This is a genomic window from Chryseobacterium sp. SORGH_AS_0447, assembly GCF_030818695.1.
Lineage (GTDB): Bacteria > Bacteroidota > Bacteroidia > Flavobacteriales > Weeksellaceae > Chryseobacterium.
This window is the reverse complement of record NZ_JAUTAR010000001.1, coordinates 2,835,940-2,862,234: the sequence shown is the minus strand read 5'-3', so window position 1 is coordinate 2,862,234 and position 26,295 is coordinate 2,835,940. Positions and strand designations below refer to the sequence as shown.

25 protein-coding genes and 1 pseudogene are annotated in these 26,295 nt (G+C 39.6%); 11 read left to right on the top strand and 15 right to left on the bottom strand.

Annotated features, from left to right (window positions below; translation table 11 throughout):
• The first annotated feature begins 22 nt into the window (after positions 1-22).
• The 4 genes from QE422_RS13230 to QE422_RS13215 all read left to right on the top strand — a co-directional run bounded on the left by QE422_RS13230 (position 23) and on the right by QE422_RS13215 (position 3,104).
• Positions 23-1,060, top strand: a complete 1,038-nt coding sequence (locus QE422_RS13230; RefSeq protein ID WP_307459152.1) for a peptidylprolyl isomerase — start codon at positions 23-25, stop codon at positions 1,058-1,060.
• 163 nt (positions 1,061-1,223) lie between these two features.
• Positions 1,224-1,445, top strand: coding sequence for a hypothetical protein (locus tag QE422_RS13225; RefSeq protein WP_307459150.1), 222 nt, complete (start codon positions 1,224-1,226; stop codon positions 1,443-1,445).
• 12 nt (positions 1,446-1,457) lie between these two features.
• Positions 1,458-1,799 carry a hypothetical protein gene (locus QE422_RS13220; RefSeq protein ID WP_307459147.1) on the top strand — a complete coding sequence of 114 codons (342 nt, stop codon included), beginning with the start codon at positions 1,458-1,460 and terminating at the stop codon, positions 1,797-1,799.
• Positions 1,800-1,919: 120 nt separating this feature from the next.
• Positions 1,920-3,104 (top strand): hypothetical protein, encoded by a 1,185-nt coding sequence (locus tag QE422_RS13215; RefSeq protein WP_307459144.1) that lies wholly within the window; start codon positions 1,920-1,922, stop codon positions 3,102-3,104.
• 230 nt (positions 3,105-3,334) lie between these two features.
• Here QE422_RS13215 and QE422_RS13210 read toward each other — a convergent pair whose 3' ends face one another.
• From QE422_RS13210 to QE422_RS13200, 3 genes are read right to left on the bottom strand one after another with little or no spacing between them, the layout of a single operon-like run.
• Positions 3,335-4,096 carry a hypothetical protein gene (locus QE422_RS13210; RefSeq protein WP_307459142.1) on the bottom strand — a complete coding sequence of 254 codons (762 nt, stop codon included), beginning with the start codon at positions 4,094-4,096 and terminating at the stop codon, positions 3,335-3,337.
• Positions 4,097-4,151: 55 nt separating this feature from the next.
• Positions 4,152-4,835 carry a hypothetical protein gene (locus QE422_RS13205; RefSeq protein WP_307459141.1) on the bottom strand — a complete coding sequence of 228 codons (684 nt, stop codon included), beginning with the start codon at positions 4,833-4,835 and terminating at the stop codon, positions 4,152-4,154.
• 24 nt (positions 4,836-4,859) lie between these two features.
• Entirely contained in the window at positions 4,860-5,495 is a 636-nt protein-coding gene (locus QE422_RS13200) for a hypothetical protein (protein WP_307459138.1), read from the bottom strand.
• Between the two features lie 349 nt (positions 5,496-5,844).
• Here QE422_RS13200 and QE422_RS13195 point away from each other — a divergent pair, with 349 nt between their 5' ends.
• Positions 5,845-7,008 (top strand): retropepsin-like aspartic protease, encoded by a 1,164-nt coding sequence (locus QE422_RS13195; protein WP_307459136.1) that lies wholly within the window; start codon positions 5,845-5,847, stop codon positions 7,006-7,008.
• Between the two features lie 371 nt (positions 7,009-7,379).
• Entirely contained in the window at positions 7,380-8,531 is a 1,152-nt protein-coding gene (locus tag QE422_RS13190) for a hypothetical protein (RefSeq protein ID WP_307459133.1), read from the top strand.
• Positions 8,532-8,762: 231 nt separating this feature from the next.
• Here the strand turns inward: QE422_RS13190 and QE422_RS13185 are convergent, their stop codons facing one another.
• Entirely contained in the window at positions 8,763-10,118 is a 1,356-nt protein-coding gene (locus tag QE422_RS13185; RefSeq protein WP_307459132.1) for a M20/M25/M40 family metallo-hydrolase, read from the bottom strand.
• A gap of 301 nt (positions 10,119-10,419) precedes the next feature.
• Between QE422_RS13185 and QE422_RS13180 the strand changes: the two genes are divergently transcribed.
• Entirely contained in the window at positions 10,420-11,658 is a 1,239-nt protein-coding gene (locus QE422_RS13180; RefSeq protein ID WP_307454373.1) for an IS4 family transposase, read from the top strand.
• Positions 11,659-11,667: 9 nt separating this feature from the next.
• Here the strand turns inward: QE422_RS13180 and QE422_RS13175 are convergent, their stop codons facing one another.
• The 6 genes and pseudogenes from QE422_RS13175 to QE422_RS13150 form a co-directional block, all read right to left on the bottom strand.
• Positions 11,668-12,018, bottom strand: a complete 351-nt coding sequence (locus QE422_RS13175) for a hypothetical protein (RefSeq protein ID WP_307459129.1) — start codon at positions 12,016-12,018, stop codon at positions 11,668-11,670.
• 74 nt (positions 12,019-12,092) lie between these two features.
• Positions 12,093-13,499, bottom strand: coding sequence for a M20/M25/M40 family metallo-hydrolase (locus QE422_RS13170; RefSeq protein WP_307459126.1), 1,407 nt, complete (start codon positions 13,497-13,499; stop codon positions 12,093-12,095).
• Between the two features lie 53 nt (positions 13,500-13,552).
• On the bottom strand, positions 13,553-14,797 hold the full coding sequence (locus QE422_RS13165) for a DUF1015 domain-containing protein (RefSeq protein WP_307459123.1): 1,245 nt from the start codon (positions 14,795-14,797) through the stop codon (positions 13,553-13,555).
• Between the two features lie 3 nt (positions 14,798-14,800).
• Positions 14,801-15,763, bottom strand: a complete 963-nt coding sequence (locus QE422_RS13160; RefSeq protein ID WP_307459121.1) for a D-2-hydroxyacid dehydrogenase — start codon at positions 15,761-15,763, stop codon at positions 14,801-14,803.
• A 121-nt stretch (positions 15,764-15,884) separates the two neighbouring features.
• Positions 15,885-16,949: a 3-phosphoserine/phosphohydroxythreonine transaminase gene (serC, locus tag QE422_RS13155; protein ID WP_307459118.1), complete on the bottom strand. Its 1,065-nt coding sequence runs from the start codon at positions 16,947-16,949 to the stop codon at positions 15,885-15,887.
• A gap of 121 nt (positions 16,950-17,070) precedes the next feature.
• Positions 17,071-17,422, bottom strand: a pseudogene (locus tag QE422_RS13150) (4Fe-4S binding protein).
• A gap of 59 nt (positions 17,423-17,481) precedes the next feature.
• Here QE422_RS13150 and QE422_RS13145 point away from each other — a divergent pair.
• The 4 genes from QE422_RS13145 (at position 17,482) to QE422_RS13130 (ending at position 20,247) form a co-directional block, all read left to right on the top strand.
• Positions 17,482-18,516: an acyl-CoA reductase gene (locus QE422_RS13145; protein WP_307459116.1), complete on the top strand. Its 1,035-nt coding sequence runs from the start codon at positions 17,482-17,484 to the stop codon at positions 18,514-18,516.
• A gap of 35 nt (positions 18,517-18,551) precedes the next feature.
• The gene (locus QE422_RS13140) at positions 18,552-18,998 is read left to right on the top strand and encodes a peptidylprolyl isomerase (RefSeq protein ID WP_307459114.1); all 447 of its coding nucleotides are present in this window, start codon (positions 18,552-18,554) and stop codon (positions 18,996-18,998) included.
• 64 nt (positions 18,999-19,062) lie between these two features.
• Positions 19,063-19,530 (top strand): peptidylprolyl isomerase, encoded by a 468-nt coding sequence (locus tag QE422_RS13135; protein WP_307459111.1) that lies wholly within the window; start codon positions 19,063-19,065, stop codon positions 19,528-19,530.
• Positions 19,531-19,560: 30 nt separating this feature from the next.
• On the top strand, positions 19,561-20,247 hold the full coding sequence (locus QE422_RS13130; protein ID WP_307459109.1) for a Bax inhibitor-1 family protein: 687 nt from the start codon (positions 19,561-19,563) through the stop codon (positions 20,245-20,247).
• Between the two features lie 162 nt (positions 20,248-20,409).
• Here the strand turns inward: QE422_RS13130 and QE422_RS13125 are convergent, their stop codons facing one another.
• From QE422_RS13125 to QE422_RS13105, 5 genes are all read right to left on the bottom strand, one after another.
• A complete protein-coding gene (locus QE422_RS13125) occupies positions 20,410-20,658 on the bottom strand; it encodes a hypothetical protein (protein ID WP_307459107.1) in 249 nt (82 codons plus the stop codon).
• 2 nt (positions 20,659-20,660) lie between these two features.
• Positions 20,661-20,966 carry a co-chaperone YbbN gene (locus QE422_RS13120; protein WP_307459104.1) on the bottom strand — a complete coding sequence of 102 codons (306 nt, stop codon included), beginning with the start codon at positions 20,964-20,966 and terminating at the stop codon, positions 20,661-20,663.
• 125 nt (positions 20,967-21,091) lie between these two features.
• Complete coding sequence (locus QE422_RS13115; RefSeq protein ID WP_307459102.1) at positions 21,092-21,724, bottom strand: peroxiredoxin; 633 nt, start codon at positions 21,722-21,724, stop codon at positions 21,092-21,094.
• A 379-nt stretch (positions 21,725-22,103) separates the two neighbouring features.
• Positions 22,104-25,043, bottom strand: coding sequence for a pitrilysin family protein (locus tag QE422_RS13110; RefSeq protein ID WP_307459100.1), 2,940 nt, complete (start codon positions 25,041-25,043; stop codon positions 22,104-22,106).
• 50 nt (positions 25,044-25,093) lie between these two features.
• Complete coding sequence (locus QE422_RS13105) at positions 25,094-26,287, bottom strand: pyridoxal phosphate-dependent aminotransferase (protein WP_307459097.1); 1,194 nt, start codon at positions 26,285-26,287, stop codon at positions 25,094-25,096.
• Between the last annotated feature and the right edge of the window lie 8 nt (positions 26,288-26,295).

The window sequence follows — 26,295 nt, the reverse complement described above, 5'->3', positions numbered from 1 at the left end:
TTGTACACCAATTTATAAAAAAATGAACGTAGACAAAGAAACTTACGAAAGTCTTAATGACGGACTTTACGCAAATCTTCAGACCACAAAAGGTAATATGATTGTAAAGTTTGAAGACAAAAAAGCCCCTGTAACGGTAGCTAACTTTATCGGACTTGCAGAAGGGAAAATCGACAACAAAGCAAAAGCAAAAGGAGTTCCTTATTATGACGGAACTATTTTCCACCGCGTAATCAAGGATTTCATGATCCAGGGGGGAGATCCTCAGGGAACGGGAATGGGAGATCCGGGATATAAATTCGAAGATGAGAAAAACGACCTGAAGCATACCGGAAAAGGAATCCTTTCTATGGCGAATTCCGGACCGAATACCAACGGTTCGCAGTTCTTCATCACTGAAGTGGCGACACCTTGGTTAGATGGAAGACACACGATTTTCGGAAAAGTGGTAAAAGGAGAAGATGTAATCGATACGATCGCAAATGTTGAAAAAGGACCTCAGGACAAACCTAAGACGGATATTGTTTTGGAAAAAGTTTCTATTTTCAGTAAAGGCGATGAGTACAAAAACTACGATCCTGCAAAAACTTTTACTGAAGGGAAAGCAAAAATCGCTGAGAACAATAAAGCTGCTGCTGCAAAAGAAGAAGCTGAAAAAAAGAGAAAGGAGGAAGAATTTAAAGCTAACCAGGAAAAAATGGTAGAAAACCTGAAAGCTGGAATGCAGAAAACCGAATCCGGACTTTATTATAAAATCACCAAAACAACGGATGGAAAAGCGCCGAAAGCAGGTGATAACGTTTCCGTACACTACGCAGGAAAGCTGGTTGACGGAACCGAGTTCGACTCTTCATTCAAAAGAAATGAGCCTATTGAAATTCCAATCGGAATGGGAAGAGTAATCAAAGGATGGGATGAAGGAATTCTTTTGTTGAAAGAAGGAGAAACCGCAACCTTATTGATTCCGCCGGCAATGGGCTACGGAGAAAGAGGAGCAGGAGGCGTGATCCCGCCAAACGCATGGCTGGTTTTCGATGTTGAGCTGGTAAAAGTAAAATAATCGATCCGAATACAATACTGAAAGCTGTCCGAAAGGACGGCTTTTTTTTGTTCTATTAATTCGCCTGATCTTTTCTGAAAAACTCTTATCCCATAGAAAAGTGACGTAACGATCTGCGCGTTCCCGCGACGTATTGAGCCATATGAAATTTGAAATTGTTAAAATGAAAACCAAAACATTTATTCTCCTGTTTACCATGTTGTCCCTTGTAGCTTTTGCCCAAAGCAAAGCCAATCCTGATGATGCCGCTATCAAAAAATCGCTTACCGGTTTTATCAACAGCATTAAAGAAAAGAAAATAGAACAGGGCGTGAATTACATTTACCCAAAGTTTTTCACGGTTATTCCCAAAGAACAGATGACCCAGATCCTAACGATGACTTAAAACAACCCTTTCATGAAGATTGATATGAGCAATCTGAAGTTCGGCGCTGTTGAAAAGCCGGAGAAGATCGGCAATGAATATTTTGCTGTGGTGCCTTACTTTTTTACCCTGAAGTGCAATGTCAGTTCAATGAACGATGATATGAAAAAGAAAATCGGGGCAGCTGTTATTCAGAAATATGGTAAGAATAATGTCCAATACCTTGCTGCAGAAGGAGCTTATCTTATCAACGCCCGCATGAGAGCCTGCGCCATTTCCCCGGACCGTAAAACCTGGAAGTTTGTTATTCTCGAAAAAGAGTACAAATCCCAGCTGGTAAAAGTATTGCCGAAAAAGATTTTGGATAAAATTTAGAAGCTGTCTTTTTTGATATTGAAGCCGCCCGAAAGGGTGGCTTTTTTGTTGATTTTCAGTGAAAATACGGATAGCCGTAATGAGCTATAATTGTAGATTTATATATTTAAAAAAAATAGAATGGCAAAAAACATTACAAAGTATAACGTATTTCTTGGCTCACCAAGTGATTTAGAAGAGGAAAGATTCGGAATTGAGAATGTCATTAATGAATTGAACCGTACTTACGGGAATAGAAATAATTTGATTATTGAATTAATCAAATGGGAAACTCACAGTGCACCAGGAGTTTCTGAAACATATACTCAAGACTTAATAAACAAGGATGTTGGAAACGAATATGATATTTTCATTGGACTTTTATGGCAAAAATTCGGAACAAAAACAAATGTGGCAAATTCTGGGACAGAAGAAGAATTTTTGAATGCAATTAAGAGATTTGAAAATAAAGAAAATATTCAAATCTTATTTTATTTTAAAAATAAATCTCCACTTAGCTTGAGTGAAATTAACGTAGAAGAATTATCTAAAATAAACAAGTTTAAAGAAATATTAAATGATAATAATGTATTATATGGCTCATTTAATGATTTAGATGAATTAAAAACAAAATTAAGGATGCACCTTCCACAAAGAATAGATGATTTAAAATCTAAAGAAAATATTGTTTCAATTCAGGATCAACAATTAAATATTAATAATTTGAAAAATAATGATGAGGTATTAGAAGAAGATTTAGGCTTATTCGATTATTTAATTGAGTTTGAAAATTTACTTTCAAATGGGACTAAAGCATTGTTAAATATTAGTGACAGTACAAAAATCATCGGTCATGATTTTAGTAAGAAAACAGAAGAGATAGAGAGAATTAATAAATATCCAAATCCAAATAAATTTATAATTATTGAGCTGTTTAAAAGAATTGCCAGATCAATGGATGACTATTCTGATCGACTAAAACTTGAAAATGATATATTTTATAATAATTTTAGAAGTGCTATTGATTTTGGCTTAAAATATATAAATAGCATGGATTATATGGATAATGAAATGTATAGAGAAAACTTATTATCAACTTTAGAATCTACAGAAGCATTATATAATACAATGCCTGGCGCGATAGATGGTATTGTTGGATTTCATGAAGTTATTAAAACTTTTCCCCCATTACAAGGAAATTTAAATAAATCTAAAAGAATATTAAATAAACAATTAGAAGAATTTATTTTTAGTTTAAAAGGAACTAGAAATTTAACAGGCGAATTTATTAATGAGATAAAGTATAAATTAAATAGATTAGAATAAAATTTCTTTAAGATTTATGCAGCGGAAAATTCATTTTTCATGTAAAAATAATTAAAAAGAAAAATATCATATACTCTATACCAGTAATCGCATTAAAAAGCAAATAAAATATCATAGTAAAAAATTGCAACTTTTAGAGTCGATAATATTCTCTAAAATAAAAAAGCTGAAGGTTGAATTAATCTTATTTAACCTTCAGTTTTTAAATAAAAATACTTACAGCCGCTACTTTAATTAATCGGATTCGCATTAAAGTAATTTTCAAAAAAAAAGCTTTGGTATTGCCAGTAGTTGTTGGGTCTGTTTTCCAGCAACAAATAAATTCTCAGCGTATTGCTGGTAACATTGATTACGGAGCTTCCTGAAATAAAGCTAAGCTTGTCGTCGTCGTCTCCTCCCGGATATACAATAATGTTTCCGGCATAGCAGGTGGCATTGCCTGCGGGACCTAAGTGGGTAAATCCGTTTTGCTCCACAGCGGTTTGGGAAGTCGACAAATAAGCATGAAGCCAGAATTTTGTATTTTTATAGCTAATATTACATCTGATCGTCAGTCCTCCGTTCACCACCCACTTTCCTTTCTTCAGGTCAATGTATACGCCGGTATATTTTACGCCGTTACCATTCGAATAGACATTTGATGAAGGATTGGGAAAAACGCCCAATACCGTGGTTTCCATGGAGGCATTTTGCTGCCACGTCCCAACGCCGTTCGCATCACTTACCAATATTTTATTAAGTCCCTGAGTACCGTCGACAATTTTGATGGCTCCGGGTGTAGTTCCGGTATTGATCTCGAGTTTTGCTGAAGGAGTGGGAGTGCCGATCCCTACATTTCCGGAATTCCGGTTGGTAATGTTGTTGCCATTTTGCTGCCATTTGGATTGGTCTACCAGCTTTACCGTTCCTTTGTTATCGATCACCCTAACGGTTTGTGCCGGAATAGCTGCAGCAAATAAAATAGCGAAAATAGAAAGTAATAATTTTTTCATACAGTGAAAAATAAAACGGGCACTTATAGCTCAAGTGCCCTTTATTCATTTTGTTTTATTTAATCCACTGTATTTCTATTACATCTCCTGTGTGCAATGACCAGTCGGAAGGGGTGCTTGAGCTTGGCTTCAGTTTGATAGAAGTGGCTGTAGGAACTTCGTAATCGGTGCTGGCAATCAGCTTGGCTCCGTTTCTGTAAACGGAAATATTTTTGATATTGGTAGGCAGCGGTCCTGTTACCGTATAAGTTGTTGCATTGGAAGCGTCCGACGGTACGGAAACCGTCTCTTCTCCGGATTGTACCTGCAAGAGGTCTGCAGCCATCATTTTCTTCACTTCACCGGTTGCTTCGTCACGCACAAGGACCGTCCAGCCTGTACCGGATCCACCGTGCACACTCGCATCCGTAGCATTGGTAGATGCGGAACCGGTAGCAAATTTAAGCTTGTCGAGAGCGAACTTTTTACCGTTTACATCGATATAAGTATCGTCCAGCAGAGTTCCTCCCAGCTGCCACGTCGTCGTCGTCGTGTTTCCTGCCGTAGTGGAAGTGATCGCAGTAATACCGTTGTTGGCCTGCAGATATTTAATGGTTCCTTTGTTGTCGATCAGCCTTACAGCTCCCGTTGCTTTGTTTACATTGGTAGAAGTGGCCGTAGATTGGGCACTCACAAATCCAGTGCCGATAGCGAAAGCCGCTATGGCTGCTGATTTCTTCAATAGATTAAGGTTTTTCATGTTTTTAGCAAATTTTGTTTTTGTTTATAAGAATTTGAAAATTTTAATTTCATCGTTGGCAAAGCACTTGGCTTCGGTCTCTAAAATAATGGTGCTGCTACCTGAAACCGTAAAATCGATATTTACACCGTTTCGATAGACTTTGGTACGATCGGCAGTCACACTCCAGGGCGTAGTGAAATTCAGCTGGCCTTCCGTCGCTATAATTTTAGTCGTTAAAAAGCCTGATCCGGACATCTGCGAAATCCAGTTGGTTCCGTTATAGGTAAATATCATTCCGGTAGTTGTATTCACATAAACATCACCGGCATGATGCAAGGAACTGGCGGCAGGATCGTTGGTTCCGTGGGAAAGTGCATCCCGTTTATCACCAAGCTTCATCCACGAAGTGCCGTTCCAGTAATAGAATCCCGGTGAGATGGAAGCATTGGTCGTCGTATTGTAGACCAATAAACTCATTGCCGGATTCGGAACGGTTAAAATATCGGACGGACCTGTAAGAGGAATACGAGGAATGAGCAATCCTTTATTGTTATTTTTGGCAACCAGATCGAGTACTGCCGAAGAATCCGGAGAGGTCGTGTTAATCCCTACCTGGCCGTATGTGGCATTTTGAACAAAAAGAAAGCAGAATAATACAAAAAAATAAATTGTTTTCATTGTTGCAAACTTTTCTTCTAACAAAGGTATAAAAACTCCTTAAAAATGCAATAAAATCTTGTTCTTAAGTCGTAAAAATGGTAAATTAATTTACTTAATATATTGCTTTGAAAAAAGAATTACTGGTGTAAAATATTGTATACAAATTAATTACATTATTGAAAAATTATTTATGAAAATATCATGCGATCAGGAATTATTTTTTTGTTCAATCTCATTGTCTGCATAGGCGTTTTAAAAAATCGAAGAATTAAGCTTTAAAAAGTATATACAAAAATCTTACCGCGATTTATCAGGAGGAATTTTTTCTTTTCCCGTATAAAGCCTTACTTTCGTATAAAATATATCAATGAAAAAAGTTCTGTACTCGCTTTTCGTATTTTCAATGATTCATGTTTCTTCACAGACTAAGAAATTTTTTTTAAAAGGAGAGGTACAGCTTCAGCATCCTGTCGAAAAGATCAACCTTAGATTCGAGAACAATCTACCTTTTGTACAGGTAAACATTAGTGGCAAATTTTATAATTTTCTTTTCGATTCCGGGGCACCGACTGTAATTTCTACAGCAATATATAACGAGCTGAAACTGAAGAAGAAATATAAACGATCTGTAGGAGATTCCAATAACAATAAACAACAGCAGGTTTTTACGGAACTTCCCGAGATGACCGTGGATCAGGTAGTTTTCAAAAATATCGGAGCTATTGTCCTAGACCTTAATTCCGCAGAACTTGGTTGTCTCAAAGTAGACGGGATCATCGGGGCCAACCAGATGGCTAAACTGTTCTGGAGAATTAATTATGGTGAAAATTCACTGGAAACAACCCGCGAACTTTCCTATTTCAATCTTAAAGATTACCCGATTATTCTCCCTTTTGATCCGAAGCCTCAGAAAACACCTGTGGTGACAACCCCGGTTTTCGGTAAAAATATAGAGGTTACTTTCGATACCGGATTTTCGGGCAGGTTTGAAATTATGGAAAAAAACTTTGACCCTTCAAAAGTTACCCATAAAATAGAGACGTTCGGAACCCGTTCAACTGGAGCATTTGGGGCTGCAAAGCCGGTGGCGGGAACAATTTTCAGGATTGATTCTCTTGCACTGGGCAATAAGATTTTCCATAATGAAATGATATCTACCGGTACTTCGGACCTGATGGGAAATGAATTCCTGAGAGATTTTTCCTTTATTCTTGACTGGAAGAACAACAAAATTTATCTGAAGTCCGTACGGAATACTCCTCCGAAACTCGAATCATTTGGTTTCACCTACCGTTTTGTAGATCAGAAGCCGGTTGTCGCTTTTATTTTTCAGCATGATAATTTTCCTTTAAAGATCGGAGATTCCATTATCAGCATCAACAATGTAAGGCTGGACCATCTCGATGGTGAAACAGCCTGCCACTATTTCATCAATCGGGTGGAGAGAGACCAGCAGACCATTGCGGTAAAAGTAAAGAGGGACGGGAAAGTAATGGAGTTTACACTGGACAGGAAAGCGTATTTGAATTAAATTATTCAAATACTGTAATACAGCCTTCAATAAAAAAATTCCGAACAAATAGAGCATTTCCAAGATTCTTTCAGGTTTTATCTACACTGCAAGGCAAATTTACTTTATTAGAGTGCTAAAATTTCTATGTAAATATAAATTCAGACATTCACAATCAAGAGGTTACTAATATTTTCTTTGACAATTGTCTATGAAATAAATATGATTTAATAATTACATTTATTTTAATAATATGGTTTTAAAGTATATAATAATTACATTTCCAGCGGTTAAAATAAATTTTCATTAAATTATATTTAATTATGAATGAAAAATATTTAAATATAATTATATTTGCACCCATAAATTAGGAACCCTTATAAACAATAATTATGAAAAACAGATTCATTTTTGGAATCACTCTTTCTATGATGTTTTTTGCAGGAAATGCAAATGCCCAGCAGGGACGTGTCGGAATTAACACTTCTACTCCCAAAACAACACTTGATATTGCCGCTAAACTTGGCAGTACTGATGCAGACGGACTTCAGGCTCCTCGTCTTACCAGAGCAGAACTTACGGCGAAAGGAAACAGCGTTTACGGGACAGATCAGGCCGGAACGATTATCTATGTCAGTGATATCACAGGTGGGGATGTAGCTTCACAGCGTGTAAATATTACGGCTGCCGGGTATTACTTCTTCGACGGGAATCTTTGGCAAAAAGTAGGCGCAGGTAGCGATCTGTATAAAGATAACGGAACACTTACCTCCAACCGTACGGTTTCCCAAGGCACCAATACCATGGCTTTTACCTCTTCAGCAACCAGCGGAACGAGTCATTTTACTGTAGACAACAGTACTTTTAACGTTGATGCGGTTAATGATAGGGTAGGTATCGGAACCAACAGCCCAGCTACCAAACTGGATGTAAACAATGGAAATAATGCAGGAGCGGTAAAAATTGTAGACGGAACCCAGGGAGAAGGAAAAGTTCTGACCAGTGATGCGAACGGCGTAGGAACATGGAGAACCATGGCATTTTCAAGTAATGTAGAAGGGACCTGGCTGATTAATAATTCCCAGGCTGCTACCAACAATTCGATTCCTACCAACCGTTATAGTTCGGTAGCCAGGCTTTCGCTTCCTTCAGCCGGTACCTATCTGGTATTTCTGAACGCGGATTTCGGTTTTGACAATACCGTATCGATTCCTGCACAAGTGGAATACTTAATTACCCGAGGCGAGATCAATAACGAACCCAACCTTGCCAATGCTGTAGGAGCAGTACCAGGTACCTGGAACACTTTATACAATTCTGTAACTTCAGGAATGGGAGGATTTACGATCAACAATACTTTCTTTATTGTAACAACCGGTCCGCAGGATATTTTTGTTACCATTAAACCGATTCCGGGGCAGCCTGCCAACAACGGAACAATTGCTACAAAACTTCAGCGATGGGGTGGTACGGCAGAACACCCGCCATATCAGTCTATTCCTGGCGGATTGGCCATCGACCGTTTCGTAGCGTATAAATTCTAAAAAATTTGCAGACGGGATTATTTAAATGCTTTTTATAACAATTACTGTTAAAAGTTATTTGTCCTAACCCGTTATACAATCTTATGGATAAAAAAAAGTTTATTGAACCTGGTTCAATAAACTTTTTAATTTTAAAATCACCTTCAGCAATCGGTAAAATCCGAGTTCTGAAAAGCGATATATTTACTTTATAATAATTTCCGGTATGGTTTAAATTTCCATTATCCAGCCTTACCAATTTCGGTCAATCATATAAATTATCTGCGTCAAAGTACTCGCTCCAAGCAGCAATTCTCTCCGGTTCACTTTTTCAAAAGTATCTTCTTCCGTATGATGGATATCGAAATAACGCTGCGAATCGGGAACTAATTCTGCCGTCGGAACGCCCATATCATGAAGCGGATAAAGATCCGTCCCGGAATAGGTGTTTTTAAAATCATAAATTCCATACGGTAAGAACAGGCTTGCCCAACTTTGGATCTGCTTTCTCTTATTATGATCCATTTCCAGGGAAATCCCTCTTGGCGTAAAACCACCGGCATCCGTTTCTATAGCAAAAAGATGTTTTTCGCTGTTTTCTTTGGCTATTTTTCCATACTGAATGCCGCCTTTTACGCCATTCTCTTCATTGGCAAAACAAACTACTCGGATGGTATGGTTGTTCTGAAATCCTAATTTTTTAAAAGTACGTAATACCTCGATGCTCTGGACAATTCCGGCTCCGTCGTCATGAGCACCTTCTCCCACATCCCAGGAATCGAGGTGACCACCGACTACGATGATGCTTTTGTCTTTTTTACCGGTAATTTCTCCGATAACAGAGTGGGACAGCCTTTCGCCTTTCATGCCACAATTGGAATTTAGTTTGGCAGTTACTTTCTGTGATTGTAAAAGTTCAGCCAATTCGTCGGCTGTTGAGCTCCCGATTGCCACGGCAGGAATTTTTTGATCGCCACTGTAACGCATGGCTCCGGTATGCGGAACATTATCAAAAGCCGAGGAAAGCGAACGGATGATGGCAAATTTTCCTCCTTTTTTGGCCGTTAAAGAAGCGGCCGTCGTTCTGTATTTTGCCGCATCGCTGTAACCTCTGAAGGTTTCAACATACGACTGGCTGAAATGATAGTTGAAGAAGACAATCTTATCCTTTACCTGTTCCGGTGGAAGCTTGTCGTATTCTTCCATCGATCGCACCATGATGATCTCTCCCGAAACATCTTTTCCGTCCGTTCCTTCAGAATTACCCAAAGAAAGCATCTTAAGGCTCGTCCATTTTCCTGATGAGGTTTTGATCTGTAAAGATTCTTTTCCTCTTTCCCAGACCGGCACCATCACTTCCTGAAGCCATACTTTGTCGGCGCCGGCATCACGGAGCTTTTGCGCTGCCCATTGAACGGCCTTTTCGTAAGCTTCCGAACCGCTGAGCCGATGGCCGATATTTTTGGTTAAATCCTTTAATTCCGTATAGGCTTTTCCATTATTCAGTATTTCCGTGGAAATTTTGGCAAATTGTACAGAGTCTTCTTTGGTCTGGCCATAAGTCATTAAGCCTGCTAGTAAAAGAGCAGTGCCTATTATCTTCTTCATAATTCTTTTGTTTAATATTTAATTTCCACATCAAGCTGTCTGCCTTCTGTCTGTGCTTTTTTGTCCATTAAAGTTCCAACCGCAATCCCGATGCTCATCCCAATGGGAAGCCCGATTCCGATGAATCCCATATTCCCAAGCGAAAGCCCAATGTCATTAAGTTAGTATTTTTTAGTGTTATGTTTTTGCTAAATTTGAGATTTAATCTTTCATTTTCTTATTATGCAAAAAAAATGTTTCAGATATTTTATTATCATTGGAGGAGGAAATCCACAGCGTGGCTATTTGTAATGAATACAGGATGAGTAGCAGAGATTTCACCCGCAAAAGGAAGTTGAGCTTTTCAAATACGCTTTTGTTTATGCTCAACTTCATTACCAAAAGCCTGTCCTGTGAGATTGTAAATTTCATTCACTATATAAGATCTTTGGGCCAGACACAGAATACTTTTACAAAAAGTGCATACGTACAGAACAGAAAAAAGATAAAGCCCGAGGTTTTTATTCATCTGAACAAGCGGCTTGTGGAAGAATTCTATACAGATAATTCTGCAGTACAGACCAAATTCAATGGTCTTCGTCTGTTGGCTATTGATGGTTCGAGAATTAATCTACCTCAAACCCGAGAGCTGGAAGAGATTTATGGTGTATCCAAAAACCAGACTTCTCATACCTGCGTACAGGCCAAAGCCTGCGTACTGTATGATACAATCAATAAAATCTGTTTAAAAGGGGTACTTTCTTCTATAGATACTGATGAACGTTTACAGGCTCTTGAGCTGTTGGCTCATTGTTGCCATAATGATCTGCTGCTATATGACCGTGGTTTTGCTTCATTTGATTTCTTTTATCAGCATCACAAAAGAAATTTTAACTACCTTATGCGCGTAAAAGTAGGTTTGAACCAAACCATAAAAGATTTCGTCAAAAGCGGAATATCCAGTATGATAACAGACTTTAAGCCTTCTCCCAACGTAGATCTGTCAGGAAAAGATTATGGTAGAGACTATACTTTTAAGGTAAGATTGTTGCGTGTCGTACTGGATAATGGCACCATCGAAGTTCTTGCAACCTCTCTTTTAGATGAGGCTTGTTATCCTTCGGAGATTTTCAAAGCCCTATATTTTGAACGCTGGGGCATAGAAACCTATTTTGATGAAATCAAAAACAAGCTTCACCTGGAGGAATTTTCCGGTTACTCAAACAACAGCATCTTACAGGATTTCTATTCTACTTTGCTTGTAAGCAATATACAGACCCTTATTGTCAGAGAACTCGAACAGGAGCTTAATGAAGTTGATACGAAAAAGAAGTACCGGTACAAAGTCAATACTTCCCTTTCTTACAGCTTGATGAAAAACAGAATTTTGAATTTGCTCTTTAGCAATGTAAAAAAAGAGGATATAGTGGCAGAGCTTAAAATTCTTTTTGCTTCTCATATGATCCCCGTCAGACCCAAAAGATCCTTTAAAAGGAATATTTTAAAATACAGAGTCAGAGCGAAACCAAAGGTCACTAAAAACTATAAAAAAAATCTATAAGACCTTAACTTAATGACATTGGGCTAAAGCCCGAAGATCATACCCAGCGGAAATTCCGAATGCGGCCAACCCTACAGCCAGCCATCTGTTCCGGTAATGGTTTTTCGGGACCAGCTTTTCATCCTTTTCAAGAAGCCCAAGGATAAACGTTTGCTTTACTTTTAATAAATTCTGTAAGGATTTGTCCCTTAGGGAAGTAGAGTTGATGGCTTCAATTTCCTGATTAATGATTTCGGTGGTCTTGATGGATATTTTTTTCTCCTCAAGACTGTCCAGCAAAGCCTGCCACTGCTGGTAAAGCCTATTGGTTTTATGTTCCGTTAAAAGTTCAGGTTTTAGGTGTAGTTTGAGGATTTCCATTACATTTTTTTATTAAAGCAATCTGCCTTTATTTTCAGACGCAAGGTTTTTATCTTTCCGTTTTATAAGTGTCCTTACCAGTTTTTATCAATCATAAAAATCATCTGTGTCATGGCTACCGCACCCAAAAGGAGCTCCCTCTTATTCACTTTATCGAAAGTATCCTGTTCGGAATGATGGTAATCGAAGTACCTTTGGGTATCAACCACTAATTCAGCTAACGGAATATCGAGCTTTTTCAAAGGCGAAATATCCTGGATCGCATCGGTCTGGTCGAAGTCGTATACGCCGTATGGAAGGAAATAATTTTTCCATTCGAAGATCAGCTTTCTTCTCTGGGGAGGCATATCCAGGGAAAATCCTCTTGGCGAGTATCCTCCGGCATCGGTTCCCAAAGCAAAAACGTGTTTTTCATCTTTCTTTTTTACGTAAGCGGCATACATTTCCCGGCCCTGTCCGCCGTTCTCACTGTTGGCATAAAATACCACCCGGATGGTATGGTTGTTTTCAATCCCTAATGCTTTGAAGGTTTTTAATACTTCCATACACTGCGCGACTCCCGTACCGTCATCGATTGCGCCTTCCCCGAAATCCCAGGAATCCAGCTGTGCCCCAAGAACGATGACCTTTGAATCTTTCTTACCCTGAATTTCAGCAATGATATTCGGGTTGGTGGTATCGCCTTTGGATTGGGCGGTCATATTCAGTTTGGCGGTAACCTTTTGGTTTTTGAGTAATTTTTCAAGTTCGTCCGCGGATTTTGCGCCGATGGATAATGCCGGAATCCTTATTTTATCGTCCGGTTCATAATATACCATTTTAGCATGCGGCGTATCGTCGGAAGCTGTGGTTAACGATCTTATAATTAAAGCTTTTGCTCCTGTCTTTGCAATCACGGACGCAGAAATCAGCTTGGATTTGGCAGTCAGCAGGTAAGAATCGCTGGTATTAATGATTTTGGGATCCATCGGAAGATTGACAAAAGCAATTTTGCCCTTCAGCTGACCTACCGACATTGCATTCAGTTCAGAGGTTGAACCGATTAACACGATTTCTCCGGTAAGATCTTTTCCTTCGGTTCCTTCAGAGTTTCCGAAAGAAAGCATCCGTATATTTTTCCAGTCGCCGTTTCCGGCTTTAATTTGGAGGGACTCTTTTCCTCTTACCCAAACCGGTGCTTTGGCTTCCATCCTCCAGATCATATCGATACCGATCTCTTTCAGCCTTTTTTCTGCCCATTCCACGGCTTTCATATAGCCGGGAGTTCCGCTGAAACGTGGCCCGATCCCTTTGGTAAGCTGTCCCAGGTTTTCGTATGCCGTTCCGTTGGTCATGATTTCATCGGAGATCTTTTTAAACTCTTCGTGATAGTTTAGTTTTACGGTCAACGATGTTTTTTTCGCAGGTCTTTTAAAGGGCTTTTTCTGAGAAAATAAAAATCCACCCAAAAAGAGTGGAATGATAATGAATGCTTTTTTCATTTATATTTACCTTTCTTTTTCCGTTGCTAAAAGTAAGGAAAAAATGGTTATCGTTACTGCTTCATATCGTACATTAACAAAGCGGTAACCAATTTAGGTTCTATAAAGGTACATTTAGGAGGCATACTCAATTTAAGGTCGGAAATCTTGATCATATCATTGAAGCTCACCGGAAAAATTCCGAATCCTGCTTTTCCTTCGCCACTGTCTACTCTCTCTTTCAGCTCGTTGATGCCTTCAATGTTAGATGTTCCTTTTACATAGGAAATCTTCTCCGAGCTGTCCGGATCTTCAATTTTCAAAATATCCTTAAAGATGTATTTATCCAAAAGATGATGATCCAGGTTATCCAGAGACATTTCCTGGGAACGCAGGTCGTGCTTTACGTGCAGGGAATAAAATTTTCCATCCATGTACATGGAAATGTGGAATTTCTGGGAAGGATAATATGCCGTTTCTCCTTTTTCATGGATCAGGAAATATTTTTCCAGCTCCTGTAAGAATTCTTCGTTCGACAAACCGTTGATATCCGATACGATCCTGTTGTAATCGTGGATCTTAATCGACTGGTTAGAAACGATAAAGCTGTAAACGAAATTATAAAGTTCCGTACCGTTATGCCTTTTGTTCTTGTCTTTCTGATGTTTTGCATTTAACGCCGTAGAACCGATCCTGTGGTGTCCGTCGGCAATGTAGAATGCATCGATCTGGTCTATCACTTCTTTAAACTGCTGCAGTTTCAGCCGGTTGTCGATTCTCCAGATCTTGTGCCGGATGCCTTTGGTATCTACATGGTTGAAGATCGGAACGTTTTTCTCCTCATGATTCATCAGCAATTCGATTTTGGAATTAGCCGGATATGTCAGCAATACAGGTTCTGCCTGAAGGTTTACCTTTTCCAGGTAATGTGCCAGCTTTTCCTTTTTTTGCGGGATGGTACTTTCGTGCCTCTTGATCTTGCCATTCCAGAAATCCTCAATGCTGGCTAAACCCAGCAGCCCTCTGAAAACCTGTTTGTTGGGATAAATCTGCTCATAAAGATAATACGAAGAATTGTCCTGAACGAGTCTTTTCTCTTCCATCAGTTCTTCAAAAGTCGATCGGATTTTTCTCAAATTTCGGTCGATGTCTTTGGATTTGCTTACCACATACGGTTTGATCATATGAATGTAAGTATCTTCTACCTGAGCTTTTTCCGCTATCTCTTCCTGGGTGAAATTATCCAAAGGATGGGTAGGGAAGGTGCTCTCATAGTCTTTATGAGGTCTTATTCCACGAAAAGGTTTAAAAATAGGCATATTTTATTTTATAGTTTCTTTAATCTTAATAATCTGTTCTGCAAGCTCGATTCCGATTTTTTCCTGGGCATCCACGGTATTTCCGCCGACGTGCGGGGAAAGGGAGAGGGCAGGATTCATCAGCAGGAGGACTTCCGGGCTCGGTTCTTTTTCAAAAACGTCCAGCGCGGCACCCGCTACTTTATTGGATTCAATAAAATCGATCAGAGCAACTTCATTCATCACACCGCCCCTTGCCGTATTGACAATATAGACGCCGTCCTTCATTTTTTCGAACTGTGGCGTGTCTATAATGTATTCGTTTGTTTTAGGCGTATTGATACTGATGAAATCGGCATCTTTCAGGAAAGCATCCATATCGTTTGTGGAAGTAATCTCAAAGTCCAGTGAACGGCCGTCAAAGAATTCCAGGGCAATGGTTTTGGTCTGTGGCTTTCTCGTCAGCACTTTCACTTTCATTCCCAGAGAGATCCCTATTTTCAGGACTTCCCGGCCAATACTTCCGAAACCGATTACTCCCAGTGTTTTTCCTGAAAGTTCATAGGCATTGGCAAAAGACTTTTTCATGGCATTGAAGTGCGTTTCCCCTTCCAGAGGCATCAGCCTGTTGGATTCGTGGAGAAACCTGGCCAGTGAAAAGAAATGGCCGAATACCAGCTCAGCTACGGATTTCGAAGAAGCGGTCGGGGTGTTGATCACATATTTCCCTTTTTCGATGGCGTATTCAACGTCGATGTTGTCCATTCCGATACCGCCACGGCCGATGATTTTCAGATCCGGGCACGCGTCGATAAGATCCTGCCTTACTTTTGTGGCACTTCTTACCAGAAGAACGTCTACGTTGTTTTCGTTGATGAAATTGATGACGTGGTCCTGGGCAACCCTGTTATCCAGTACTTCGATCCCTGCATCTTTCAATGCCTGTTCACCTGCTTTTGAAATTCCGTCGTTAGCTAAAACTCTCATGTGTATTGATATCCTTTAATTATTTAAATCGGATTATTAAATAATTTAACAGTTGCGCAAATTAAGAAAAATTAAAATAACACTGAATATTATTTAAGTAATTGACTTTCAAAAGTTTTTGTTACTTTATGGATTTCATAACATCTACCAAAATCTGCACGCTCTCTATCGGCATCGCATTGTATAGACTCGCTCTGTATCCTCCAAGGCTTCTGTGCCCGTTCAGACCGCTGATTCCGGCAGCTTTCCACGCTGCATCAAATGCTTCTTTTTTGCTCTCGTCGGTAATCTTAAAGGAAACATTCATCAGGGAACGGTCTTCTTTTACGCAGAACGTCTCAAACAGCGGGTTGCTGTCGATCTCGTCATATAAAAGCTTTGCTTTCGCTTCGTTTCTGGCTTCCGCTGCTGCGATTCCGCCGTTGTTTTCCAGGTACTGTAACGTAAGCAATGAAGCGTATACCGGGAAAACCGGAGGCGTATTGTACATGGATTCTTTGGCAATATGCTGGGAATAGTCCAGGATGGAGAACATATTTTCTCTTCCCGTTTTTCCTAATATTTCTTTTTTGATCACCACCAGAGTTACTCCGGCAGGTCCCATATTTTTCTGTGCTCCGGCGTAGATCAGGTCAAATTTGGAGAAATCCAGCTGTCTTGAGAAAATATCGGAACTCATATCACAAACCATCAGGGTGTCCACTTCCGGAAAAGATTTCATCTGGGTTCCGTAGATTGTATTGTTTGAAGTACAGTGGAAATAATCATATTCTGCACCTACAGTATAGTCTTTAGGAATGAAGGAATAGTTTTCTTCTTTTGAAGAGCCTACAACATCTACCGTTCCTACTTTTTTTGCTTCTTTAATCGCTCCTGCAGCCCATGTTCCCGTATCCAGGTATGCTGCTTTTCCGCCAACTTTCATCAGGTTGTAAGGCACCATGGCAAACTGCAGGCTGGCCCCTCCGCCCAGATATAAAACTTCATAATCATCACCCAGATTCATCAGTCTTTTGACAATAGCGCGTGCTTCATCCATCACCGCTACGAAATCTTTGCTTCGGTGCGAAATTTCAAGAAGGGAAAGACCCATTCCGTTAAAATCGAGAATGGCCTCTGCCGATTTTTCAAAAACTTCCTGAGGTAAGATGCATGGTCCTGCGCTAAAGTTGTGCTTTTTACTCATATTATTTACTTTTTTGGATTTTCTGTAAAATTTCTCTTACAGTTTCATTTATAGTTTCTTATTAAAAATTTCAGATTTTTGGATATAAAAAACCGCCTCATGATGGATGAGACGGCAGTTTTTATTCTCCGTGTAAGAATGCTTTTTTATTAAGCAGCGCTTCTTCAGATTCTACGTGGTCTTCATCCGGCACACAGCAGTCTACCGGGCAGACGGCGGCACATTGCGGCTCTTCGTGGAAGCCTTTGCACTCCGTACATTTTATCGGTTACAATGAAATACACGTCATCGCTTACAGGCTCCTGGGGTGCATCTGCATCCACGGTAAGGCCAGAAGGTAATGTGACGGTACCTTTCAATTCGGTACCTTCCGAAGCTTTCCAATCTACTGCTCCTTCATAAATTGCATTGTTCGGGCATTCCGGTTCACAGGCTCCGCAGTTAATGCATTCATCAGTTATTTTAATAGCCATCGCTAATTTTTTTTAAATTTGCACAAAATTACAAAATATTCCCCAATTTTACAGTAATTATGAATACCGAAAATCAAGTTTTAGGACTTACAAGACTTAGCCAATATCTACAAGACTTTTTAGCAAAAGATCAGCCAAATTACAATGAAGACGATGCAGGATTTGAATCTTTATTAAAAAGAACCGAAATAGAAAATCCCTGGTTTACTTCTGAAAATCAAAGATTTGCTTTGCAGCAATGGGCTGGTCTGCTGACGGAAGAAAATATAAAAAGCTGGCTTAAAGAGTATCAGATTTCCAAAATATCGAAAAGGGTAGGGCTTATCCTGGCAGGGAATATTCCCATGGTTGGTTTCCACGATGTGATTTCCGTGGTGCTGAGCAACCATATTCCGGTGATCAAGCTTTCTTCAAAAGATAAGTATATGATTCCGTTTTTATTAAAGAAATGGAATGAATTTTCGGAAGAAAACGTTTCTTTTGAATTTGTTGAAAGACTGGAGAATTTTGATGCGGTGATCGCTACCGGAAGCAATAACACGGCAAGATACCTTGAGTATTATTTTAAAAACCATCTGCATATTATCCGGAAAAACAGGACCTCAATCGCTGTTTTAAAGGGTGACGAAACGGAAGAAGAGCTTAAGCTTTTGGCAGAAGACATTTTCCGCTATTTCGGATTGGGTTGCAGGAATGTTACAAGGCTTTTTATCCCGCAGGATTTTGTGATCGACCGGTTATTTGAAAGTTTTTTAAATTTTCAGGATATCATCCATCATAACAAATACGCCAATAATTACGATTACAACAGAGCGATCTATCTGCTGAACCAGGAAAAGTTCTGGGACAATAATTTTGTGATGCTTAAAGAAGATGAAAAATTATTCAGTCCGCTTTCTGTCATCAATTTCAGCCGGTATTCTTCTCTGGATGAGGTAGAAAGCTTTATTGCTGAAAATGAAGGGGATATCCAATGTATCGTAGCGAAAGAAGAGCTCGGTCTGGAGTCGGTGAAGCCTGGAGAAGCTCAAAATCCGGGACTCGATACCTATGCAGACAATGTGGACACAATGAAATTTTTATCGGTAATATAATTCTTCGTATCTTGCAGTTACCAATCCAGATACGTATGAAAAAATGGTTTCCGGTTCTTACCGTATTGGCATTTCAGCTGGGATTTTCCCAGGCAAGCCAGATCAAAGTGGTCGAAAGCAAAAAGATCGAGCTTACCTCCGAATTAAGTAAAGATCAGGTTTCTTTTTACAACCAGTCCTTTACGAAGTTCGTAGCGGCATTGAAAGCTTCCGACAAGCAGGCAATCAATAATTTAATATCCGATAAAGTAAAACACATCGTTTCGGATAATGTAATTCAGAAGTTATCCGGTGGGATCAGCTTTGAAAGGAAAACCGACGTTTATAAATCGGGATTCCAGAAACTGCTGGATAATGAAACTTATCCGGCAATCCAGTACAAATATGCTGATGATGCGTCTGATCCGCCAAGAGATATTATTACCGTTATTTTTGAAAACGACGGAAAGATTTTAGGCGTGAAGCCTGATTACAGCAAATAAAGATCGACGACAGACAATAAGTACCGGAGTAAATCTGTTTATGATTTATCTGAAATAAAGCCTTATGAAAAAAATAATATTCATTCTTTCCGTTTTATCAGCCCCTTTCTTTTTCTCCCAGAAAAAAGCAGCTCCTAAAACTGAACCCAAAAAGGAGATCATAAGTAGCGATACTAAAGCGTCCCTGCAGTTAAGCAAAGAGGAACTCGCCCTATACAACGGAAATTTCCTGAAATTTATCAGTGCGCTGCAAGCTTCCGATCGTAAAGGGATGGAAGCACTGCTTTCTGAAAGAGCGAAAAAAATGGTGACGGATGTGGTTTTTCAAAAGCTTGCCACCGACATTGATACTGGCAAAACGTTTGAAATCATTAAAAGCGGAAATAAGCCGTTTATCGATGGCAGCAGCTATCCGATGATCCAGTATAAATACGCAGATGATAAATCAGCTGAACCCACCAAAATCATTACGGCCGTATTTGAAAAGGATGGGAAGATTATGGGTATTAAACCGTATAAGCCGGTGAAATAATTTAAATTCAACTAACTAAAAAATAAAACTATGATCACAGATGTTTTAGTGGCGCAGGCCAATGAAGTGGATAAAGCAGCATTTTACAGAAAAACGTATATTCACGTTGCTTTGTCGATCCTCGCTTTTATCGGGGTAGAAAGTGTATTATTGAAAATGGTTCCTGATCAGGTAATCTTTGCTATGTTTGCCCAGCGGTATATCTGGCTGCTGATCATCGGAGTATTCTGGCTGGCTTCGGTTTTGGCTACAAAATGGTCGCTGTCTCAAAGTCAGTCGACGCAGTATTTCGGGCTTGGATTTTATATTGTACTGGAAGCGATTATTTTCCTTCCGTTAATTAAGATTGCAACGCTTTACGCCGGTCCGTCGGTTATCTTCCAGGCGGCTATGCTTACGGTGGCCATGTTTGCCGGAATTTCCCTGGTCGCTTTCACTTCCAAAAGGGATTTTTCTTTCCTTCGCAATATCATTATTATCGGAGGATTTATCTCATTGGGATTAATTGTAGCCGGAATGCTTTTCGGATTTAACCTGGGGCTGTGGTTCTCGGTAGGAATGGTGATTTTGGCTTCTGCTACAATCCTGTATCAGACAAGCATCCTTAAGAATGCGTACAGCACCAATCAGTATGTAGGAGCTTCCTTACAGCTGTTTGCTTCGATCATGCTGCTGTTCTGGTATATCCTGAGCATTCTCATGAGCAGAAGAAGCTAATTGAAATAAGAGAAATTTTATAAACCCAAAAAATCCTGATGTCTTGGCATCGGGATTTTATTTTTGTTTGTTTTAAACACAAATGGCGCTAATTTTAGCATAAATGACACAATTATATTTGTGCTTATTTGTGAAGAATATCTGTGAGATTTGTGTTTAAAACTATCTGTCGATTGAGCCTAAAACCTTCTGGGCAAATGAGTTTAAAGCATCCTTTTCACTCATCCCGTTCTGTACATTGGCATGAACTTCCAATGCGCCGCAGATGTTGGTAATCAGCTCTCCGGCAACATTCAGATCCTCTTCAGTTGTTCCTCTGAACTCCGTGAAGCTTTCCAGTACTTCCAGTGTTTTCTCCAGATTTTCAGGAGTCTGGTTCTGATAAAACTGTCTGATGATCGGTAATTTCATACTTACAATTCGTTAAATAGGTTGATTAAACTTTCTGCCTGATTAGACTGTACCTGGTTTACCAGTTCGCCATTTTTGAAAATAGCAAACGTTGGAAGATTATCTACTTTAGCCAGTTTTCTGCTTTCCGGAAGCTTTTCCGCATCTACATATAAGAAAGGAATGCTATCGTTTTCAGAAGCTAATTTTTTGAATTTCGGCTTCATGATTCTACAGTTCCCGCACCATGTCGCACCATACTGTACGACTACTTTTTCATTTTCGCTTACAATATTCTGAAGCGTATCTTCTGTTAATTCGGTATACATAAATAAAATTTTAGAATAAAATGTAACAATGTACCAATCCAGCAATGCAACAGTTTATCATCGGTTATTTCCTGCTACATTATTGCTACACTGCTGGATTTGCTACACTGTTATATTAATTTTGATTAATTTTTAGCTAAATACTCAGCTGTAGAAGTTCGGTCTGCTTTCATCGCATCTTTTCCTTCTTCCCAGTTTGCAGGGCAAACTTCACCATGCTTCTGAACGTGAGTGTAAGCATCAATAAGTCTTAAATATTCTTTTACGTTTCTACCAAGCGGCATATCGTTTACAGACTCATGGAAAATTTTTCCGGTTTCGTCGATAAGATAAGTTGCTCTGTACGTTACGTTTGAACCGGTGAACACTTCTTCACCTTCTTCGTTGTATTCGAAATCCTGGTCTACGATTCCAAGGATGTTTGCCAGTTGTCTGTGGGTATCAGCCAAAAGAGGGTAAGTTACCCCTTCGATACCACCATTGTCTTTGGAAACATTCAGCCATGCGAAGTGTACTTCGTTGGTATCGCAAGAAGCACCGATTACTTTTGTGTTTCTTTTTTCAAATTCAGGCAAAGCTTCCTGGAAAGCGTGAAGCTCAGTAGGGCATACGAAAGTGAAATCTTTCGGGTACCAGAACAAAATAACTTTCTGCTGATTCGCTGTAGCTTCTTCAAAGATGTTGATTCTAAGGTCATCCCCCATTTCAGACATAGCGTCTACAGTTACATTTGGGAATTTTTTTCCTACTAAAGACATAATTTCTTGGTTTTTATATTTAAATTTTCTGGCGCAAAGATAGACATACTTCATCTATCAAACAAAAGCAGTCTGATAAATATAATCTATAATCGTTTTTGATAAGATGAGAAGGAAAAAAGCCGTTAAATACGGTACTTTTAAGTATAATTTTAAATGAAAATTGTTTTAATAAGAAATTTATTTATTTGAATTATTTTAGAGAAATGAAACTCAGTCTTGAAGAATTATTTACCATCCAAATAAAATAATAATTTTTTACAAGAATATACTTTTGACAAATAGGAATAGAGACAGATAGAATGTAAGAACAATCAAAGACACTTAGTTAAAATTGTTTATAAATAAGAAAGCCCTGAATTTCAGGGCTTTCTTTATTTTAATAACCGAATACTTCAGTCAGATTCAGCTTTTTCACTTCGCCGAATTTTTTCATATCGGCTTCGTTTACTTTATCCTGTGAAGCAACGAGACAGTAGGTGTAGTTCTTACCTTTCATCTCCTTGTCATGGAAACTGTTGATATCGGCAAAAGAAAGTTTCGGAGCCTGTTCGTAAACCATTTTACGGATATCGGTATTGTTTCCGAGCTTCTGTGCCCTCAGATATGTAAAGATAATTCTGTCCTGGGTAATCCGTTCGGCTGCAATCGATTTTTCCAGGCCGCTTTTAGCCGTTTCGAAAAGCTGGTCCGATTTAGGAAGTGTGGTTAAGAGCTCATTCATCGCCGTAGTAGACTCATTGAATTTGTCCGCCTGTGTTCCAACATATGCCATAATCATATCCTTATCTTCTTTCTTGCCAGGAAGCGAGAAATAAGAATAAGTGGAATAAGCCAAAGCTTTGGATTCCCTGATGGTCTGGAATACAACTGAACCCATACCGCCACCGAAATAGTTGTTGAAGAGATTAACAGTCGGCGTAATGCTTACGTTATACGGATCGCTGTTTCTCACCCAGAAAATTTCTGCCTGAACCATATCGTAATGAGCAAACAGTACTTTGTTTTTATCCGTAGCTATCTGCGTAAACGTTTTGGATTTCGGCATTTCCTTCAGAGAATTCGGCACCTGATGAATCGAAGTAAGGGAAGAGGCTACTTCACTGGCTGATTTTGGCCCGTAATGAAGGATCTTATGTTTAAAATTAAATAAATCATGAAGTAAATTTACCAGATCTTCCGCTTTCAAAGCATCTAGTTCTGCATCGCTCAATACGTTGTTGAAAGGATTCTGAGGGCCGTACTGTGCGTAGCTTCTCAAACCGCTCATAATGGCACTTTTGTTCTGCTTGGCGTTGGCTCTCGATTTTTTAAGTCTCACCTTATAAGAATCTAGGGCTTTTTGATCTGCGACGCAGTTTTTAATGAGATCTTCAAATAAGGCTGCGGTTTTATCAAAATTTTCATTCAGTCCTTCCAGCGTTACATAAGTTTCTTCGTTGCCTGCGCTTACATTGAAGCTTGAAGCCAGCTTGTAAAACTCTTTGCTGATGTCTTCTGAAGATTTGTTTTTCGTTCCTAGATACTGAAGGTATTCTGCAGCAATAGGAAGGATTTTATTGTTCCATTTTCCGGCATCGAAATAATAATACAGCCTGAAAAGATCGTTGTCCGTATTTTTTACAGACAGAACATCTACCGATTTTACCTTGCTTTTAGCAATATCTTTGTCGAAATTCAGCCATACAGGAGCAATAGGAGATTCCGGCATTTCATCGATTTTTTTCAGGAATGAAGACCGGTCTTCCCGGTTTACGGAAACCGGGGTAATTGTCGGCTTATCTACTTTTACGATATTTTTGTCTTCGCCTTTTCTTTTGTAAACTGCCACATAATTGTTGTCTTTAAGATACCTGGAAGCGAAATCCATGATGTCTTTTTTCGTCAGCTTGGAAATCTCCTCGATGTATTCCAGCTGAGTTCTGTGATCCACTTCCGACGTAAATTCATCCATCAGCGATTCCGCCCTAGACGTATATTTTTCGTATTTCTGGATCATGTTTTTCTTCTCGTTATTCACGATCGACTGCATCAGGTCCTGGGAAAATTCGCCTTTTCTCAGCTTATCGATTTCCTGAAGCAAAAGGCTTTTCACCTCATCCAACGATTGTCCTTCCGTAGGATTTCCCTGTAGCAGCAAAGCCGAATAATCTTTCAGAACATACGGGTAAGCGTAGGCGCTCAATAACTTCTGCTTTTTAACAAGATCAAGATCGATAAGACCGGCCTGTCCGTTCGTCAGCATGCTACCGATGAAATTCAACATTCGTGCATCTTTTGTCGTCGCGCCGGGAAAACGGAATCCGATCATGATGTTTTCAGGATTCGGACCCCATACTTCTCTGGTGACAGGCGCAGTAATCTCACTTTCCTGGCCCGGCGTGTATACGGGAACCGGCTTGTTTTTCATATAAGAAAAAGCCTTATCGATCTTCGCAATCATTTCATCCGGATTAAAATCTCCGGACATGATGATTCCCATATTGTTTGGAACGTAATAATTATTATAGTATTCGCGGATCGCCTTCAGGGAAGGATTCTTTAAATGCTCGATGGTTCCGATGGTGGTCTGCTTCCCGTAATTGTTGTTCGGGAACATCGCTGCAAACATAGCTTCATATACTTTTCTTCCGTCATTGTCCAGCCCTCTGTTTTTCTCTTCATACACCGCTTCCAGCTCCGTATGGAAAAGTCTCAGGATCGGCTGTCTGAATCTCTCTGCCTGTACGGCAAGAAATTTATCGGTTACATTAGCCGGGATATCTTCCGTATAAACGGTCTGCTCATAAGACGTGAAGGCATTGGTACCGTCGGCGCCCATTCCTGCCATCATCTTATCGTATTCGTTGGCAATGGCATATTTGGCCGCTTCACCGGAAACTTTATCGATTTCCTTGTAGATTTCTTTTCGTTTGGCTTCGTCCTTTGTCGAGTTATATTTTTCGTAAAGAGCATCAATTTGATCCAGCAATGGCTTTTCTTTCGCCCAGTCTTTAGAACCGAAAGAATCTGTACCTTTAAAAAGCATATGCTCAAGATAATGCGCCAATCCGGTGTGATCCGAAGGATCGGTTTTACTTCCTGCTTTCGTTGCAATAAAAGTCTGGATTCTCGGATCTTTCTTGGTCGGGCTTAAAATAACGGTTAGCCCGTTTTTTAAAGTGTAATATCTCGCTGCAGTCGGGTCGTTGGTTACATATTTATACGTGTAGCCATTTGATTGTGCTTCCTTCCACTGGAAGTCCTGTCCGTAAGCATACCCGCAATAACTGGCGGCGGCGATGCTGGTGGCAATGGTTAGTTTTTTTAAGATGTTCATCGTTGAATATTTGAATATGGAGTTTTTTGATAAAAATTATCCTGAATATTTTAGTTGAACTGATCCAGAAGCGTTTTAATTCTTCGCATCGCTTCACGCAATTCCTCTTCTGAAGCAGCATACGAAAACCGGATACATTCAGGGCTTCCGAATGAAACACCACCTACACAGCCAACATGGGCATTTTCCAGAAGGAACATGGCAAAATCATCAGAATCCTTAATTTCGGTACCGTTCAGCGTTTTTCCGATATAGTGGGAAACATCCGGGAAGAAATAGAAGGCTGCTTTAGGTAGCAATACTTTAAATCCTGGAATTTCTTTAATTAAATCATAAACCAGATCCCTGCGTATTTTAAAGGCATCGATCATGTATTTATATTCCGAAGGATCAGCCTGTAAAGCCGTAATCGAAGCTCTTTGAGCGACGGTATTGGCCCCGCTGGTCATCTGTCCCTGAACTTTTTCGCAGGCTTTGGCCAGCCATTCCGGACATGCGGAATACCCGATTCTCCAGCCCGTCATTGCAAAGGCTTTAGACATTCCGTTGATAATAGCAGTCTGCTCATATACTTCAGGAAACTGTGCAATCGAAGTAGTCTTCGTTTCGTAATTGATGAACTCGTAAATTTCGTCTGAAATAACGGTAACATGAGGATATTTCGCAATAACTTGAGCTAAAGATTTCAGCTCATCATAGGTATAATATCCGCCTGAAGGATTACAAGGAGAACTGAAAAGAACCGCTTTAGTCCTATCGGTAATGGCTTCTTCCAGCTGCTCGGCAGTAATTTTGAAATCCGTAACGTATGAAGTCGGAAGCATTACGGAAACACCGCCCATCATTTTTACCATTTCATCATAGCTTACCCAGTAAGGATTCGGAAGAATAACTTCGTCTCCGTCATTGAGAAGGGCAGCCAGGACATTGATGATGGCCTGTTTAGCACCGTTGGAAACACAGATCTGTGAAGGTTTATATTCTAAATTATTGTCTCTTTTCAGTTTGTGGGCGATGGCCTCACGAAGTTCCAGAAATCCGGGAACAGGAGAGTAGTGGCTGTAGTTTTGGTTAATGGCATCGAAGGCGGCCTGCTTAATATTGTCCGGAACATCAAAATCGGGTTCGCCCAAAGTAAGGCTGATAACATCTATTCCGTTGGCTTTCATTTCTCTGGCCTTGTTGGACATCACGAAAGTCTGCGAGTAACCAAGTCTGTTTACTCTTTCTGAAAGTTTCTCCATGTATTTAT

Coding starts and splice junctions, on each gene's coding strand:
- QE422_RS13230 (WP_307459152.1), top strand. CDS start 23: ATGAACGTAGACAAAGAAACTTACGAAAGTCTTAATGACGGACTTTAC.
- QE422_RS13225 (WP_307459150.1), top strand. CDS start 1,224: ATGAAAACCAAAACATTTATTCTCCTGTTTACCATGTTGTCCCTTGTA.
- QE422_RS13220 (WP_307459147.1), top strand. CDS start 1,458: ATGAAGATTGATATGAGCAATCTGAAGTTCGGCGCTGTTGAAAAGCCG.
- QE422_RS13215 (WP_307459144.1), top strand. CDS start 1,920: ATGGCAAAAAACATTACAAAGTATAACGTATTTCTTGGCTCACCAAGT.
- QE422_RS13210 (WP_307459142.1), bottom strand. CDS start 4,096: ATGAAAAAATTATTACTTTCTATTTTCGCTATTTTATTTGCTGCAGCT.
- QE422_RS13205 (WP_307459141.1), bottom strand. CDS start 4,835: ATGAAAAACCTTAATCTATTGAAGAAATCAGCAGCCATAGCGGCTTTC.
- QE422_RS13200 (WP_307459138.1), bottom strand. CDS start 5,495: ATGAAAACAATTTATTTTTTTGTATTATTCTGCTTTCTTTTTGTTCAA.
- QE422_RS13195 (WP_307459136.1), top strand. CDS start 5,845: ATGAAAAAAGTTCTGTACTCGCTTTTCGTATTTTCAATGATTCATGTT.
- QE422_RS13190 (WP_307459133.1), top strand. CDS start 7,380: ATGAAAAACAGATTCATTTTTGGAATCACTCTTTCTATGATGTTTTTT.
- QE422_RS13185 (WP_307459132.1), bottom strand. CDS start 10,118: ATGAAGAAGATAATAGGCACTGCTCTTTTACTAGCAGGCTTAATGACT.
- QE422_RS13180 (WP_307454373.1), top strand. CDS start 10,420: ATGAGTAGCAGAGATTTCACCCGCAAAAGGAAGTTGAGCTTTTCAAAT.
- QE422_RS13175 (WP_307459129.1), bottom strand. CDS start 12,018: ATGGAAATCCTCAAACTACACCTAAAACCTGAACTTTTAACGGAACAT.
- QE422_RS13170 (WP_307459126.1), bottom strand. CDS start 13,499: ATGAAAAAAGCATTCATTATCATTCCACTCTTTTTGGGTGGATTTTTA.
- QE422_RS13165 (WP_307459123.1), bottom strand. CDS start 14,797: ATGCCTATTTTTAAACCTTTTCGTGGAATAAGACCTCATAAAGACTAT.
- QE422_RS13160 (WP_307459121.1), bottom strand. CDS start 15,763: ATGAGAGTTTTAGCTAACGACGGAATTTCAAAAGCAGGTGAACAGGCA.
- serC (WP_307459118.1), bottom strand. CDS start 16,949: ATGAGTAAAAAGCACAACTTTAGCGCAGGACCATGCATCTTACCTCAG.
- QE422_RS13145 (WP_307459116.1), top strand. CDS start 17,482: ATGAATACCGAAAATCAAGTTTTAGGACTTACAAGACTTAGCCAATAT.
- QE422_RS13140 (WP_307459114.1), top strand. CDS start 18,552: ATGAAAAAATGGTTTCCGGTTCTTACCGTATTGGCATTTCAGCTGGGA.
- QE422_RS13135 (WP_307459111.1), top strand. CDS start 19,063: ATGAAAAAAATAATATTCATTCTTTCCGTTTTATCAGCCCCTTTCTTT.
- QE422_RS13130 (WP_307459109.1), top strand. CDS start 19,561: ATGATCACAGATGTTTTAGTGGCGCAGGCCAATGAAGTGGATAAAGCA.
- QE422_RS13125 (WP_307459107.1), bottom strand. CDS start 20,658: ATGAAATTACCGATCATCAGACAGTTTTATCAGAACCAGACTCCTGAA.
- QE422_RS13120 (WP_307459104.1), bottom strand. CDS start 20,966: ATGTATACCGAATTAACAGAAGATACGCTTCAGAATATTGTAAGCGAA.
- QE422_RS13115 (WP_307459102.1), bottom strand. CDS start 21,724: ATGTCTTTAGTAGGAAAAAAATTCCCAAATGTAACTGTAGACGCTATG.
- QE422_RS13110 (WP_307459100.1), bottom strand. CDS start 25,043: ATGAACATCTTAAAAAAACTAACCATTGCCACCAGCATCGCCGCCGCC.
- QE422_RS13105 (WP_307459097.1), bottom strand. CDS start 26,287: ATGGAGAAACTTTCAGAAAGAGTAAACAGACTTGGTTACTCGCAGACT.